This window comes from Nocardia sp. NBC_00881, from assembly GCF_045207455.1.
GTDB lineage: Bacteria > Actinomycetota > Actinomycetes > Mycobacteriales > Mycobacteriaceae > Nocardia.
Window position 1 is genome coordinate 6,324,139 of sequence record NZ_CP108798.1, and the last position, 14,403, is coordinate 6,338,541.

Here is a 14,403-nt window from a genome sequence, read left to right on the forward strand (position 1 = left end):
GCCGAACCGGCAGGTGTCAGACCGCCACGAAGTGCGACAAGATGCCCTGCACCTCGTAGATGTCCACCTGCCGGTTGAACCTCTTCAGCAGGGGCTCGGCGGTGCCCGCGATCCAGATGGCCAGTTCGGCGTCCAGATCGAAGGTGCCCGCGGTCTCCACCGAAAAATGGGTGATCGCACGATAGGGGACGCTGTGGTAGCTCACCTTGCGACCGGTGACGCCCTGTTTGTCGATCAGGATCAGGCGGCGGTTCGTGAACAGTATGGCGTCGCGAACCAGCAGGTATGCGGCGTAGACCTGTTCACCGTTGCCGAGGAGTTTGGCGTACTCCTCTTGCGCCTGGCCCGGATCGATCCGTCCGGCATTGCCCATCAGTCCGTCGATCAGACCCACTGTTCCGCCTCTCCGCGTATTTGCCGGTCGAGTGTGGCTCGAAATAAACATTACGGGCCGGCGGTCGTGCGTGTGATCGGCTTTGTGGCGGCACCGAGCTCGGGCTGCTGGAGCAGCCGAACGGGTGAACGGATGGTACTACTCGCCCGGTCGGTGACGGACAGCCTTTAGGCTGTCTGCCGTGCGTGTACTCGTCATCGGTTCCGGAGCCCGTGAACATGCCCTCGTTCTTGCCCTGCGCAGGGACCCCGCGGTGAGTGCGCTCTTCGCCGCGCCGGGCAACGCGGGTATCGCCCAGCACGCGCAGACCCGCGCGGTCGACCCGAGCTCCGCGGAGGCGGTGGTCGGGCTGGCCGCGGAACTGGCGGCCGACCTGGTCGTGATCGGACCCGAGGTACCACTGGTGCTCGGCGTCGCCGACGCGGTGCGTGCAGCGGGCATCGCATGTTTCGGTCCGTCGGCGGCGGCCGCCAGGATCGAGGGTTCGAAGGCGTTCGCCAAGGATGTGATGGCCGCGGCGGGCGTGCGCACCGCGCAGAGCGAGGTCGTGGACAATCCGGCCGAGCTCGATGACGCACTCGACCGCTTCGGCCCGACCTGGGTGGTGAAGGACGACGGACTGGCGGCAGGCAAGGGCGTCGTGGTGACCGCGGACCGCTCCGCAGCGCGTGATCACGGCGCCGAATTGCTCGAGCAGGGCCATCCGGTGCTGCTGGAATCGTTCCTGGACGGGCCCGAAGTATCGCTGTTCTGCCTGGTCGACGGCGAGACGGTGGTTCCGTTGCTGCCCGCACAGGACCACAAACGCGTGGGTGACGGCGATACCGGCCCGAACACCGGCGGCATGGGCGCTTACACGCCGCTGCCCTGGCTGCCGGAGACGACGATCACCGCGATCGTCGATGATGTTGTGAAACCCGTGGCAGCCGAGCTGGTTCGGCGCGACAGTGGGTTCTCCGGCCTGCTCTACGCCGGCCTCGCGATCGGCGCGGCCGGTCCCGCCGTCGTCGAATTCAATTGCCGCTTCGGCGATCCCGAGACCCAGGCGGTGCTCGCGCTGCTGGACAGTCCGCTCGGTGAACTGCTGAACGCCACAGCCACCGGCACGCTCGCGCAGGCGGCCCCGCCGCGTTGGCGTGACGGTGCCGCGATCACCGTGGTGATCGCCGCGGAGAACTACCCCGGCCGCCCCCGCCTCGGCGACGCTATCGCCGGCGCGGCGGAAGGCGCGCTCGACGAGGCCGCCACCGTCCTGCACGCGGGAACCGCGCTGCGCGAGGACGGCGCGCTGGTCTCCGCGGGCGGCCGGGTGCTCAACATCGTCGGCGTCGGTGCCGATCTCGCCGAAGCTCGCACGCACGCCTACGACCGCATCGCCGCGATCAAGCTGCCCGGCAGCCACTACCGCACCGATATCGGCCTGGCCGCCGTCGAGGACCGCATCACCGTCTGAGATCGACGCGACGCCGGCGTCGCGGGCTCAGCCGAAGGTCAGACCGCGCAGCGCCAGCCAGGCCTGCGGGTCCACGTGCTGCCCGCCGACGATCACCTCGAAATGGAGGTGCGGGCCGGTCGAGTCACCGCGGTTACCCATGCGGGCGATCTGCATGCCCGCGGGCACCCGCTCACCGACCGAGACGAAGAAGTCGTACATGTGCCCGTACACGGTGATGCTGCCGTCGTCGTGCCGGATCCGCACCCAGAGGCCGAAGCCCTGGGCCGGGCCCGCGTCGATGACCGTGCCGTTGGCGACCGCGTAGATCGGGGTGCCGAGTGGGCCCGCGATGTCGATTCCGTGGTGAAACGTGCCCCACCGGGAACCGAAGCCGGAGGTGAACGTGCCGCGGGCGGGCAGAACGAAGCCGGAGATACCCGGCAGCGTTCCGGGCTGCACCGGTGCGCTTCCGGTCATCCACGGCTGGCGCTCACCGGCGACCGCGGCGGCCGCCTCGCCTTTCGCGCGTTCGAGAGTCGCTCGCGCGGCGGCCGCGACCACCGCCTGCTCGCGCAGCCGCTCACCGTTTGCGATCGCGTTCAGCAACCGGCGCGCCGACGGCGGACTGTTTTGCATCTGCGGCGGATAGGCGACGGCGACGCGCTGGGCCCGGTCTGGTGCCGGGGTGCGATCCGTGACCGTCCCCGCGAAAGACGTGTCGCTCGCGGCGAACACCGCGGCCACGGCCAGCCCGGCCAGCAGTACCTTGTGCTTGCGCGCCAGCGTGAGCAGTTCCTCCCCGCTGGGCCGTCGCTGCCACATCTCGCGCGGGTCCGGCTTGCGTTCCCATAATGTCCGCCGTTGGGATCGCAGTGCCCACAGGGAGCTCCCGGCTCCGAACAGTGTGCGCAGTCTCTGCTCGGACCCCTTTCGCGCCGGCGCACGCCAATCACGCGGAATGACCCCGATGCCTCCCACTCCGCGCACTCGGTCGAGCCCGTCTCGTCGCGCTTTCTCGAGCATTACGGCGACCATAACCCGGACCGCACGCCGACCGTGTGCTCTACCGTCTGTCGAGTGTCCAGAGAATCTCGCCGGTCGACCATTCCCCCTTTCTACGTGATGGATGTCTGGAAAGCCGCCGCGGAACGGGCCAGAACCCACGGCGACGTGCTCGTACTCGCCGCGGGCCAGCCGTCGACGCCCGCGCCCGCGCCGGTGCTGCGGGCGACCCAACTCGCGATCCGATCCGAATTGCTCGGCTATACCGAGACTTTCGGCATCCTGCCGATCCGCGAGGCGATCGCCGAGCACCATCGCGAGACTTACGGCTATCCGGTCGATCCGGACGACGTGGTGATGACGACCGGCTCGTCAGGCGCGTTCTCCCTGATCTTCCTTGCGGCGTTCGACCCCGGCGACACCGTCGTGGTTGCCCGCCCCGGCTATCCGGCCTACCGCAACACCCTCACCGCGCTCGGTTGCCGCGTGCTCGAGTTGGACTGCGGCGCCCACACCAGATTCCAACCAACCGTCGCCATGCTCGAAGCCCTGCCGGAACGACCAGCGGGCCTGGTCGTGGCCAGCCCCGCCAACCCGACCGGCACGATGATCGCCCCCGCCGAGTTGGCCGCGCTGGCCCGCTGGTGCGAGGAACACGGCACCTTGCTGATCTCCGACGAGATCTATCACGGCATCACGTACGACAGCGCGGGCGCGGACAGTAAGACCTCCTCGGCGTGGGAGATCTCGCGGGAATCGGTGGTGATCGGCTCTGTCTCCAAGTACTTCTCGATGACCGGCTGGCGACTGGGCTGGATGCTGGTGCCGGGTGGACTGCGCCCCGCGTTGCAGCGTCTGGCGTCGAATCTGACCGTCTGCCCGCCCGCCATCTCGCAGTACGCGGCGCTGCACGCGTTCGGCGCGGAGGCCAAGGCGGAGCTCGACGGGCACGTCCGGCGTTACGCGGTGAACCGGCGGTTGCTGCTGGACGGGCTGCCGAAGCTCGGCATCACCGAGCTGGCTCCCGCCGATGGCGCCTTCTACGCCTACGCCGACATCGGCCATCTCACCGACGACTCCCGCGCGTGGTGCACGGACGTGCTCGACCACACCGGTGTCGCGCTCGCGCCCGGCGTCGACTTCGACACCGTGAACGGGCACCGCACGGTGCGCTTCTCGTTCGCGGGGGCCACGGCGGACATCGAAGCGGCGCTGCTGCGTCTTGGGCACTATCTCGGTGCGTGATCCGCCTGTCGAGCAACAACTTTCCACAGTTCGGCACCGTGGCCGCGCCGATGCGGTAAAACAACGTTGATTGCTTTCCTCGCTGATTTCCTCTGGAAGAACTGATGATGACTGGCACGATGGCACGGTGATCACCGCGACGACCCCGAAAGGCGAACGGCGTCGCCAGGCTTTGGTATCCGCTGCCGCCGAGTTGCTGCTCGAAGGCGGATTCGACGCGGTGCGGCATCGTTCGGTCGCGACGCGCGCTGACCTGCCCCTGGCGTCCACCACCTACTACTTCGAGTCCTTGGACGATTTGATCGCCCGGGCGGTCGAGTTCAGCGGTAACGCGGAGCTGGACGCGATGCGCCGCAGAGTCGGCGAGGTGAGCCACCGTCGCCGCGGCGCCGAGGCCACCGTCGATCTGGTGCTCGACCTGCTGGTGGGCACCGACGGACCCGACGAGCTCGCGCGCGGCCAGCTGATCGCCCGCTACGAGCGCTCGGTGGCCTCGGCGCGCCACCCGGAGCTCCGGGAGGTGCAGCTCCGACTGCGCGCACAGCTGGACGAACTGCTGGCCGACGTGCTGCGCCGGTCCGACCGGATGGTGCGGCCGGAGCAACTACGCAGGCTGGTCGCGGTGGTGGACGGAGCCGTCGTCGCGGCGCTCACCGAAATGGAGCCCGAACCGCGAAGGATGGCCCGCGGCGCGCTCCTCGAGGTGATCGACATCGTCGCACCGGCGACGCCCCAGCAAGTGGATCGTTTCCGGGCACTAGACTGACCGGTCGTGAGCGAGCGAACCATCGACACAGTGCCCCAGGGCACGACGGAGCCGAGCGTTACCGAGGTGGAGTCGTGAGCCTCGTCCCCAACGTTCTTGCCACCCGTTACGCCAGCCCCGAGTTGGTGCACCTGTGGTCGCCCGAATACAAGATCGTGCTCGAGCGACGGTTGTGGCTGGAGGTGTTGCGGGCGCAGTCGGAACTGGGCATCGAGGTGCCCACGGGTGTTGTCGCGGACTACGAGCGGGTGCTGGACCAGGTCGACATCGCTTCGATCGCCGAACGCGAGCGGGTCACTCGGCATGATGTGAAGGCCCGCATCGAGGAGTTCAATGCTCTGGCCGGGCATGAGCACGTGCACAAGGGCATGACCAGCCGCGATCTCACCGAGAACGTGGAGCAGTTGCAGATCCGGCTTTCGCTCGAGCATGTGCATGCGCACGGTGTCGCGATCGCCGCGCGGTTGGCCGAACGCGCCGCCGAGTATCAGACGCTGGTGATGGCGGGCCGCTCGCACAACGTCGCCGCGCAGGCCACCACCCTCGGCAAGCGGTTCGCCTCCGCCGCCGACGAGCTGCTGATCGCGCTGACCCGGCTGCGTGAGCTGATCGACCGCTACCCGCTGCGCGGGATCAAGGGCCCGATGGGTACCGCGCAGGACATGCTCGACCTACTCGGCGGCGACCCGGCCAAGCTGGCGCGGATGGAGCAGCAGGTGGCCCGGCATCTGGGGTTCGCCACCGTGCTCACCAGCGTCGGCCAGGTGTACCCGCGTTCGCTCGACCACGATGTGCTTTCGGCGCTGGTGCAGGTCGGCGCCGGTCCCTCGTCGTTCGCGCACACCATCCGGCTCATGGCCGGCCATGAGCTGGTCACCGAGGGCTTCCAGCCGGGGCAGGTGGGCAGCTCGGCGATGCCGCACAAGATGAACACCCGCTCCTGTGAGCGGGTCAACGGCCTGCAGGTGGTGCTGCGTGGCTACGCCTCGATGGCGGCCGAGCTGGCGGGCGCGCAGTGGAATGAGGGCGACGTGTTCTGCTCGGTGGTGCGCCGCGTCGCGTTGCCGGACGCCTTCTTCGCCATCGACGGGATGATGGAAACGTTCCTCACCGTCCTCGCAGAGTTCGGCGCCTACCCGGCCGTCATTTCCCGCGAGCTGGATCGCTACCTGCCCTTCCTCGCCACCACTCGTATCCTCATGGCGGCGGTTCGCACCGGCGTCGGCCGCGAAACCGCGCACGAGGTCATCAAGGAGCACTCCGTCGCTGTCGCCCTCGCCATGCGGGAGCAGGGCCGCGAACCCGACCTGTTGGACCGCTTGGCCGACGACAGCCGCCTCCCGCTCGACCGCGCCGCCCTCGCTGCCGCGCTGTCCGACAAGTCCGCCTTCGTCGGCTCCGCCGACGCCCAGGTCGCCGACGTCGTGGGCCAGGTCCAGAAACTGGTCGACCGCTTCCCTGACGCGGCTCGCTACATGCCATCTCCAATCCTGTAGCGCGGTGAGGATTTTCGCCGCGAATCGTTGTCGTAGTCGGCAGACCCGGTCACCAACGGTTTTCGAGCATCGGGCCCAAGGCGTGTCCGCCGACGAGGTGCAGATGCAGGTGATAGACCTCCTGGCCGCCGTGGCGGTTACAGTTCGAGATCACTCGATACCCTTTTTCCGAAATGCCTTCCTGGGCGGCGATCTTCGCTGCTACTGCCAGCATTCGTCCGAGCGCTGGTTCATGTTCCGGCTTGACATCATTCAGTGTTGGAATCAGCTCGTTCGGAACTATCAACACGTGTGTAGGGGCCTGCGGACGAATGTCCCGAAAAGCGGTAACCAACTCGTCCTGGTACGCGATGTCGGCCGGGGCCTCACCTCGGACAATCCTGAGAAACGTCGTATCCACAGCCACTCTGCCTACACGTCGCGGCTCTCACTGTCGAACGCCATGGCCGCTACCTGCGATCCCTCGGCCTGGCGCTCATGGCCTGCAGCCCACGAGCGGCACACGATTGCGGCATCGGCCGAGTAGGTCTCCCACGGTGTGCCACTCGTAGGCGCCGAGGCTGGTCGCGGACGGCGACGAGCGCAGCGGTCGACTATTCCGCGTGCTGATGCGCGACTGCGCCTGCTGTCCAGTTCGGGTAGTCGCTGTAGCCTTCGGCTGTACATCCATAGAGCATCTCCTCGCAAATCGGGGCCAGCGGGAGATCGTGCCGGATGCGATGGACGAGGTCGGGGTTGGCGATGAACGACCTGCCGAAGGAGACCAGATCGGCGAGCCCGGCGCGCAGCACGGTTTCCGCGCCGGCCGCCGTCGTCGGTGCACGGTTCTCGCCGATGTTGGCCACGAGTGTGCCGTGCCACCGCGGCCGCAGGTCGCCGAGTGCGTGGTAGCGGTCGTTGTCGGTGAGATGCAGGTAGGCGAGGTCGCGGCGGTCGAGTTCGACGACGAGGGCCTGGTAGAGCGGTGCCGGATCGACCTCGACCATGGCGAACTGGGGGTTGCCGGGGGAGAGGCGGATGGCGGTCCGCCGGGAGCCGATGGCGCCGGTCACCGCGTCGACGACGGCCAGCGGCAATCGCATGCGGTTCTCGATCGAGCCACCGTACTCGTCGTCGCGCAGGTTGGTGTTGTCGGCGAGGAACTGGTGCACGAGATAGCTGTTTGCCCCGTGGATTTCGACACCGTCGAAGCCTGCCGCGATGGCGTTGCGCGCGGCTGTGGCGTGCTGGTCCACCACCGCGGCGATGTCGGTGCGATCGAGGGCGCCCGGCGTGATCGGGTCTGCCTTTCCTCCGTCGATCAGATGCACGCGGTCGTCGTCCAGCACGGCCGACGGTCCGGCGGGCCAGGATCCGTCGATCCGCGCGAGCGGATGGCCCTTGCGTCCGCCGTGCATGAGCTGCGCGAAGATCCGGCCGCCGCGTGCGTGCACGGCCTCGGTGACGTGCCGCCACGCCTCGACGTGCGCGGGCGTCTGCAACCCGGGCACCCACGCCTCGCTCTGCCCGGTCGAATGCGGCCAGATGCCCTCGGTGACGATCAGCCCGGCCGTCGCTCGCTGGGCGTAGTAGTCGGCGACGTCGGTGGTCGGCGAGCCGTCGGGGAGGGAGCGCAGCCGCGTCATCGGCGACATCATGATCCGGTTGGGGAGGTGGAGCGAACGGTTGCGATATTCGGTCAGCAGCATGGCTGTACGGTAAAACCTGACATCAATGTCAGGTCAAGGAGCGAACGTGCGTATCGGTGAACTGGCCGAGCGGACCGGCGTGAGCGTCCGGTCGCTGCGGTACTACGAGACCAAAGGTCTGCTGGCCTCCGAGCGAACCTCCGGCGGGCAGCGGGAGTACCCGGAGGCGGCGGTCGACCGGGTCCGGCGCATCCAAGAAATGTTCGCCGCGGGTCTGCACAGCGAGACCATCGGCGAGCTGCTGCCGTGCATCCACGACCTTGATGGCACTCCCAACGCGCTGGCGACGCCGTTCCTGGTGGAGAAGCTCACCGAGGAGCGTGTGCGGATCGACCGGGCCATGCACGATCTGCGCCGGACAAGCGACATGTTGGACGGCATCATCCAGGCTGCGGGCGGCGAGGCGCCCGAACAGTAGGGTGGACGTCATGGCTCTCGACAGCGGCACGATCTTCGAACCGGGCAACGGCACTCCCGTCGTAGCGGCGCCGATCGCCAAGACGGTCCCTACCGAGCGGGTGCACCACGGCGACCTGTTCGTCGACGAGTACGAGTGGCTGCGGGACAAGGAGAATCCCGACGTCATTGCCCACCTGGAGGCGGAGAACGCCTACACCGAGGCGCAGACCGCGCACCTGGACACGCTGCGCGACGCGATCTTCGACGAGATCAAGGCGCGCACTCAGGAGACCGACCTGTCCGTACCGTCCCGCATGGGCGAGTACTGGTACTACTCGCGCAGCTTCGAAGGCAAGCAGTACGGCGTGCACTGCCGGTGCCCGATCGCCGCCGACGCCGAGGGCATCGACGCGTGGACGCCACCGCAGCTGGAAGCGGGAACCGAGGTTCCCGGGGAAGAGGTGCTGCTCGACAGCAACGTGCTGGCCGAGGGGCACGACTTCTTCTCGCTCGGCGCGTATTCGATCAGCCATGACGGCAATCGGCTCGCCTATTCGGTGGACAATGTCGGCGACGAGCGCTACGTGCTGCGGTTCAAGGACCTGCGCACCGGCGAGTTGCTCGGCGACGAGATCGCCGGTACCGCGCCGGGTGCTACCTGGTCGCTGGACGGCACGCACGTCTTCTACCAGACGGTCGACGAGTCGTGGCGACCCGACACCGTGTGGCGGCACCGGCTCGGCAGCACGGCGCCCGATGTCAAGGTGTTCCACGAGCCCGACGAGCGGTATTGGGTGAGCATCGGCGCGACCCGCTCGGAGAAATACCTGATGATCTCGGTCAACTCGAAGATCACCAGCGAGGGCTGGGTACTCGAATCCGATGATCCCGAGGGCGAATTCCGTGTGCTGCTGCCGCGCCGCGAGGGCGTCGAGTATTCCGCGGAGCACGCTGTGATCGGCGGTGAGGACCGGTTCCTCATCCTGCACAACGACGTCGTGGACGGGGTGAAGGCGGAGAACTTCGTCCTCGCCGACGCGCCGGTCGACGACCCGTCGAACATGACCCTGCTGCTCGGACACCGCGACGACGTGCGGCTCGAGGACGTCGACCCGTTCCGCGACCACCTGGTGCTCAGTTACCGGCGCGAGGCGCTGACCCGGATCGCGGTGTGGCCACTGACCGAATCCGGCTACGGCGAGCGCCGCGAACTCGCCTTCGACCTGGAACTCTTCGCGGTCGGCACGGGCTCCAACCCGGAGTGGGCTCAGCCGACCCTGCGCATCGGCCTGACCTCGTTCATCACACCGATGCAGGTGTTCGACTATGTCCCCGCGACCGGCGACCTGCTGCTGCGCAAAGAGCAGCCGGTGCTCGGCGGCTTCGACGCGAACGACTACGAACAGCACCGGGATTGGGCGATCGCCGAGGACGGCACCCGGATTCCCATCTCGCTGGTGCGGAAGAGGGACGCGGCGGCCGATGCGCCGAAGCCGTTGCTGCTCTACGGCTACGGCTCCTACGAGGCGAGCATCGACCCCTCGTTCTCGGTCTCGCGCCTGTCACTGCTGGACCGCGGCATGGTTTTCGCGGTCGCGCATGTGCGCGGCGGCGGCGAGATGGGCAGGCTCTGGTACGAGAACGGCAAGACGCTCACCAAGAAGAACACCTTCACCGACTTCGTGTCCTGCGCACGGCATCTCGTCGACACCGGCGTCACCGCAGCGGACCGGGTGATCGCCGACGGAGGTAGTGCGGGCGGCCTGCTCGTCGGCGCGGTGGCGAACCTGGCACCCGAGCTGTTCGCGGGCATCCTGACCAATGTCCCATTCGTCGATCCGCTCACCTCTATCCTCGATCCGTCGCTCCCGCTGACCGTCATCGAATGGGACGAGTGGGGAAATCCGCTGGCGGACAAGGATGTCTACGAGTACATGAAGTCCTACTCGCCATACGAGAACGTCGAGCCCAAGGACTACCCGGCGATCCTGGCAATCACCAGCCTGAACGACACCCGTGTGCTCTACGTCGAGCCCGCGAAGTGGGTCGCCAAGCTGCGCGCCACCAAGACCGGCGACGCGCCGCTGCTGCTCAAGACCGAGATGAGCGCAGGGCACGGCGGCGTCAGCGGGCGCTACGAGAAGTGGAAGGAAGTGGCGTTCGAGTACGCCTGGGTGCTCGACACCGTCGGTCTCGCCGGCGCGTAGGCCACGCTTTGTCCCGTTATTCGGTGGCCGGCGGGAACAGGAGTTTGCCGAGCAGAGCGGTGAGTTGACGCCGCTCGCCCGGCGACAGCGCGGCGAAGGTGTCGTCGAGAAAGGCGGGCACCGCCGACTCCGCGCTACGGAGCCGTTTCCGTCCGATGTCGGTGAGAGTGACGGCGTAGGACCGGCGGTCGCGGGGATTGCGCTCGCGCCGGATGTAACCCGACCGCTCGAGGTCGTCGCAGAGGGTCACCATCACGCTGCGGTCGATGCGCAGTTCCTCGCTCAAGGTCTGCTGTGCGCAGGCGCCGACCGCGTCCAGCATCTTCAGCACCAGGTGCTGCCCCACACCGAGCCCTTGTGCTGCGGCATGGGTTTCACCCGCCCGCGCCACCGTTGCCGACGCTCGGCACAGTGCGATATCGAGCCGGTCGGCGGCGAGCGCGGGGAAGTAGGTCGGCTTGGCGGCGTCTTCGGTGGTCGGCATGATCTCCTCGCTGTTCAGGACGTCTCAGCGCTGCTCAGGACATTGCAGCTAGTTTACTCGTTCGTTCACAGATCGTTTGACACAAGATTATCTCCAGTCATACGGTTTGCGGGTCGGTACCGGATGTTTCGGCTAGGAGCGCACGATGACACTGGATCTCACCCCGGACGAACTGCTGTCCACGACCCGCGCGGTGCGCAAGCGTCTCGATTTCGACCGCCCGGTGCCGCGCGAACTGATCGAGGAGTGCATCGATCTGGCCACCCAGGCGCCGACCGGCCGCAACCGGCAGCGCTGGCACTTCGTGGTGATCACCGAGCCCGCACGCCGCAAGGTCGTGGCCGACATCTTCCGCAGGTCGCTCGCGCTCGGCGGTGGGCAGCCACTGACCGGCGCCGACATGCGCCGGATGCACGTCGACCCCGGTGCGATGGACCGGATCTTCGGCGGCCTGCGTTACCTCGCCGAGAACATCCACCGTGTCCCCGCCATCGTGATCCCGGCCATCGAAGGCCGGACCGATCGTGCGTCGGTGGCGGTCCAGGCCGGGACGTGGGGCTCGATCCTGCCCGCCGTGTGGAGTTTCATGCTTGCCGCACGCGCGCGCGGTCTCGGCACCGTGTGGACCAGTGCTCAGGGACCGTCGGAACGGGAACTCGCTGCGGCGCTGGGGATTCCATACGACAAAATCATGCTCGCCGCATTCATTCCGGTGGCCTACACGATCGGCACCGACTTCAAGCCTGCCGTGCGGGTCCCGCGCGAGCAGGTTCTGCACTGGGACCGGTGGTAGCGGCGCGCTCGACCGAGGCGTGTCGGAGTGTTCGTCGCGTGGTCACGCGGGCTGCATGCCGAGGACATGTACGGCTGGCACCGTTGATTCATGAACGCTGAGCTGATCGTGTCGGTATCCGGGATCAGGGACACCACCCGGGATATGGCGATGGAATTCGCCGAGGAGATGGATCGGCGCGGCGTGCCGCTCTCGCTGCTGGTCGCGCCGCGGCTGAAGGGCAAATACCGGCTGGTCGACGACTTGGCGACGCAGGCATGGTTGCGCGATCGCCGGGTGCGCGGTGACGCCATCGTGCTGCACGGCTACGACCAGGCGGCCACCAAGCGGCGACGCGCCGAGTTCGCCGCGCTGCCCAGGCACGAGGCACGATTGCGGCTGACCGCCGCCGACCGGGTGATGGAGCAGGTCGATCTGCGCACCCGCCTGTTCGCGGCTCCGCGCTGGGATGCCTCGCCGGGCGCGCTGGACGCGCTGCCGGAGGTCGGTTTCCGGCTCGCGCTCGGCCTCACTTCGATCGTCGACTTGGAGCGCGATGTGGCACAGAAATCCCGGGTGTACGGCATCGGTGCGGGCTTCCGTGCGCAGCCGTGGTGGTGTCGAGCCCTGGTAATGGGCGCCGCCCGCGCCGCTCGTCGCGGCGGCGTGCTGCGCCTCGCCGTCTCCGCCGCACAGCTGGACCGTTCCGGTCCACGTCAGACAATGCTCGACGCCGTTGACCTCGCGCTGTTCCACGGTGCGCACGGCCACATCTACCGCTGGGAACCGTTCCCGGCCGCCCGCGCCGCATGAATAGTCGCGGCGGCAGGTGTATGGCGCATGTGCGGCTGCCTCGAGCCTTCACTCGGCCAGGCGTGGGCCGCGGTGGACTTCGTCCGGCTGCGCCCATCATGGGGGCGAAATCTTCGTGTCTGGTACGGCGGCCTTCGCGTCGTGTGTGAAGCCACCCGCCTCCGCGCGGGTGAGCGGGCTCGAAAATGGTCGTCGCTCCAGCTGTTTCATGCAGCGGATCAGGTCCTCTAGCAGCAGGTCGGCCATGTCGACGGTGAAGCCGTGCCGGATCACCGCGCGCATGATCGTCTCGTCGCCCCGGTCCGGGGGTAGCGGATACGCGGCTATCAGCCAGCCCCTGGTGCGCAGGCGGTCGGAGAGATCGTAGAGGTTGAATCCGGAATCGCTGGTCAGCCGCCAGGACACCGCGGTGATGCCGCGCCGGGGATCGCCGTCGTGGATCATCTCGAAGACCCCTAGCCCCCGCAGCCCGGCGGCCAGGTGCTGCGCCACGCGGTAGATCGTGGACTGCACCCTGGCGTAGCCGGTCCGGCCCAAACGGATGAAGTCGTAGTACTGCGTGATCGCCTGTCCGCCGGGCCGGGAGAAATTGAGGTTGAAAGTGGCCATGCTTCCGCCGAGATAGTCGACGTCGAAGATCAGCTCCTCGGGCAAATCGCCCGCATCGCGCCAGATCGCCCAGCCTGAGCCGAGCGGCGCGAGCCCGGTCTTGTGGCCGGAGGCATTGATCGACTTGACCCTGGGCAGCCGGAAGTCCCAGACCAAGTCCGGCGCGGCGAACGGTGCGAGGAAGCCGCCGCTGGCGGCGTCGACGTGGATCGGGATGTCGAGGCCGCTGGTCTGTTGCAATGTGTCCAGTGTCGCGCTGATCCCGGCAACGTCCTCGAATAGGCCGGTGAAGGTCTGGCCGAAGGTGGGTACGACCATGATGGTGTTCTCGTCGCAGTGGGCGGCGACGTCGTCCGGATGCATGGTCAGCCGGTCGGCACGCAGCGGGATCTGCCGGATCTCGACGTCGAAATAGCGTGCGAACTTCTCCCAGCAGACCTGAACCGGCCCACAGACGAAGTTGGGCGTCCCGGAGCCGCCGCGCTTGCGCCAGCGGAATTTGGCCGCGAGCCCGCCGAGCATGGCCGCCTCGCTCGACCCGGTGGTGGAGGTTCCGTGCGTCGTGGCCGGGTCCGGCGCGCGCCACAGATCGGCTACCATCCGGACGCCGCGGCGCTCCAGCTCGGCGGTCTGCGGGTATTCGTCCTTGTCGACGATGTTCTTGTCCAGGCATTCGGCCATCAGCCTGCGCGCCTGGTCGTCCACCCAAGTGGTGCAGAAGGTGGCCAGGTTCATCCTGGAGACGCCGTCGAGCATCAGCTCGTCATGAACGATCTCGTAAGCGGCCTGGGGAAACATCTCGCTCGCCGGAAATCCGCCCTTCGGCGCCGTCCGGCTGAGCCCGGGCAGGGCGAACAGGTCATCGGGTCCTTCGGTGTCGGGCATGGATACGGCCTCCCGATTCGGCTCGTTTTGGTGTGCCTGTGCGGGTGCCGGAATCGGTAGGTCGAAACCGGCTGCGCTTGCCGTTCATTCATTGACCATCGAGGATGCCGACTGGTTGCCGGCGCCCAGTTGCTCCAGCTTGACACAATGCGGGGGCGGCGCGCCTGAGTTCTTGTATTCGCAGGTCGGACCGGTTCAGCGGCAGCCG

At 67.7% G+C, this 14,403-nt stretch carries 14 protein-coding genes; 8 read left to right on the plus strand and 6 right to left on the minus strand.

Annotation, left to right across the window (positions count from 1 at the left end):
• Positions 1 to 16: 16 nt before the first annotated feature.
• Positions 17 to 394 (minus strand): PH domain-containing protein, encoded by a 378-nt coding sequence (locus OH799_RS27360; RefSeq protein ID WP_357262960.1) that lies wholly within the window; start codon positions 392 to 394, stop codon positions 17 to 19.
• A gap of 181 nt (positions 395 to 575) precedes the next feature.
• Here OH799_RS27360 and purD point away from each other — a divergent pair, with 181 nt between their 5' ends.
• Positions 576 to 1,847: a phosphoribosylamine--glycine ligase gene (gene purD, locus OH799_RS27365; protein ID WP_406269722.1), complete on the plus strand. Its 1,272-nt coding sequence runs from the start codon at positions 576 to 578 to the stop codon at positions 1,845 to 1,847.
• 27 nt (positions 1,848 to 1,874) lie between these two features.
• Here the strand turns inward: purD and OH799_RS27370 are convergent, their stop codons facing one another.
• Entirely contained in the window at positions 1,875 to 2,852 is a 978-nt protein-coding gene (locus OH799_RS27370; RefSeq protein ID WP_406269725.1) for a M23 family metallopeptidase, read from the minus strand.
• 54 nt (positions 2,853 to 2,906) lie between these two features.
• On the opposite strand from OH799_RS27370, the gene OH799_RS27375 reads away from it, so the two are divergent.
• The 3 genes from OH799_RS27375 (at position 2,907) to purB (ending at position 6,338) form a co-directional block, all read left to right on the plus strand.
• The gene (locus tag OH799_RS27375) at positions 2,907 to 4,076 is read left to right on the plus strand and encodes a pyridoxal phosphate-dependent aminotransferase (RefSeq protein WP_406269728.1); all 1,170 of its coding nucleotides are present in this window, start codon (positions 2,907 to 2,909) and stop codon (positions 4,074 to 4,076) included.
• Positions 4,077 to 4,203: 127 nt separating this feature from the next.
• Positions 4,204 to 4,842 (plus strand): TetR family transcriptional regulator, encoded by a 639-nt coding sequence (locus OH799_RS27380; protein ID WP_357262972.1) that lies wholly within the window; start codon positions 4,204 to 4,206, stop codon positions 4,840 to 4,842.
• Between the two features lie 74 nt (positions 4,843 to 4,916).
• Positions 4,917 to 6,338, plus strand: coding sequence for an adenylosuccinate lyase (purB, locus tag OH799_RS27385; RefSeq protein ID WP_406269733.1), 1,422 nt, complete (start codon positions 4,917 to 4,919; stop codon positions 6,336 to 6,338).
• Positions 6,339 to 6,387: 49 nt separating this feature from the next.
• Here purB and OH799_RS27390 read toward each other — a convergent pair whose 3' ends face one another.
• Entirely contained in the window at positions 6,388 to 6,738 is a 351-nt protein-coding gene (locus OH799_RS27390; RefSeq protein ID WP_406269736.1) for an HIT domain-containing protein, read from the minus strand.
• Between the two features lie 193 nt (positions 6,739 to 6,931).
• Positions 6,932 to 8,026 carry an alkene reductase gene (locus tag OH799_RS27395; RefSeq protein WP_406269739.1) on the minus strand — a complete coding sequence of 365 codons (1,095 nt, stop codon included), beginning with the start codon at positions 8,024 to 8,026 and terminating at the stop codon, positions 6,932 to 6,934.
• Between the two features lie 46 nt (positions 8,027 to 8,072).
• On the opposite strand from OH799_RS27395, the gene OH799_RS27400 reads away from it, so the two are divergent.
• Both OH799_RS27400 and OH799_RS27405 read left to right on the plus strand, forming a co-directional pair.
• A complete protein-coding gene (locus tag OH799_RS27400; protein WP_406269742.1) occupies positions 8,073 to 8,444 on the plus strand; it encodes a MerR family transcriptional regulator in 372 nt (123 codons plus the stop codon).
• A 10-nt stretch (positions 8,445 to 8,454) separates the two neighbouring features.
• Positions 8,455 to 10,632, plus strand: a complete 2,178-nt coding sequence (locus OH799_RS27405) for a S9 family peptidase (protein ID WP_406269745.1) — start codon at positions 8,455 to 8,457, stop codon at positions 10,630 to 10,632.
• Between the two features lie 16 nt (positions 10,633 to 10,648).
• Here OH799_RS27405 and OH799_RS27410 read toward each other — a convergent pair whose 3' ends face one another.
• On the minus strand, positions 10,649 to 11,116 hold the full coding sequence (locus OH799_RS27410) for a MarR family winged helix-turn-helix transcriptional regulator (protein ID WP_406269748.1): 468 nt from the start codon (positions 11,114 to 11,116) through the stop codon (positions 10,649 to 10,651).
• A gap of 145 nt (positions 11,117 to 11,261) precedes the next feature.
• Here OH799_RS27410 and OH799_RS27415 point away from each other — a divergent pair, with 145 nt between their 5' ends.
• Together OH799_RS27415 and OH799_RS27420 are read left to right on the plus strand one after the other, a co-directional pair.
• A complete protein-coding gene (locus OH799_RS27415) occupies positions 11,262 to 11,909 on the plus strand; it encodes a nitroreductase family protein (protein ID WP_406269751.1) in 648 nt (215 codons plus the stop codon).
• Positions 11,910 to 11,999: 90 nt separating this feature from the next.
• Positions 12,000 to 12,701: a DUF2334 domain-containing protein gene (locus OH799_RS27420; protein ID WP_406269754.1), complete on the plus strand. Its 702-nt coding sequence runs from the start codon at positions 12,000 to 12,002 to the stop codon at positions 12,699 to 12,701.
• A 96-nt stretch (positions 12,702 to 12,797) separates the two neighbouring features.
• On the opposite strand, the gene OH799_RS27425 is transcribed toward OH799_RS27420, so the two are convergent.
• Positions 12,798 to 14,195 (minus strand): glutamate decarboxylase, encoded by a 1,398-nt coding sequence (locus tag OH799_RS27425; RefSeq protein ID WP_406269757.1) that lies wholly within the window; start codon positions 14,193 to 14,195, stop codon positions 12,798 to 12,800.
• Positions 14,196 to 14,403: the final 208 nt, after the last annotated feature.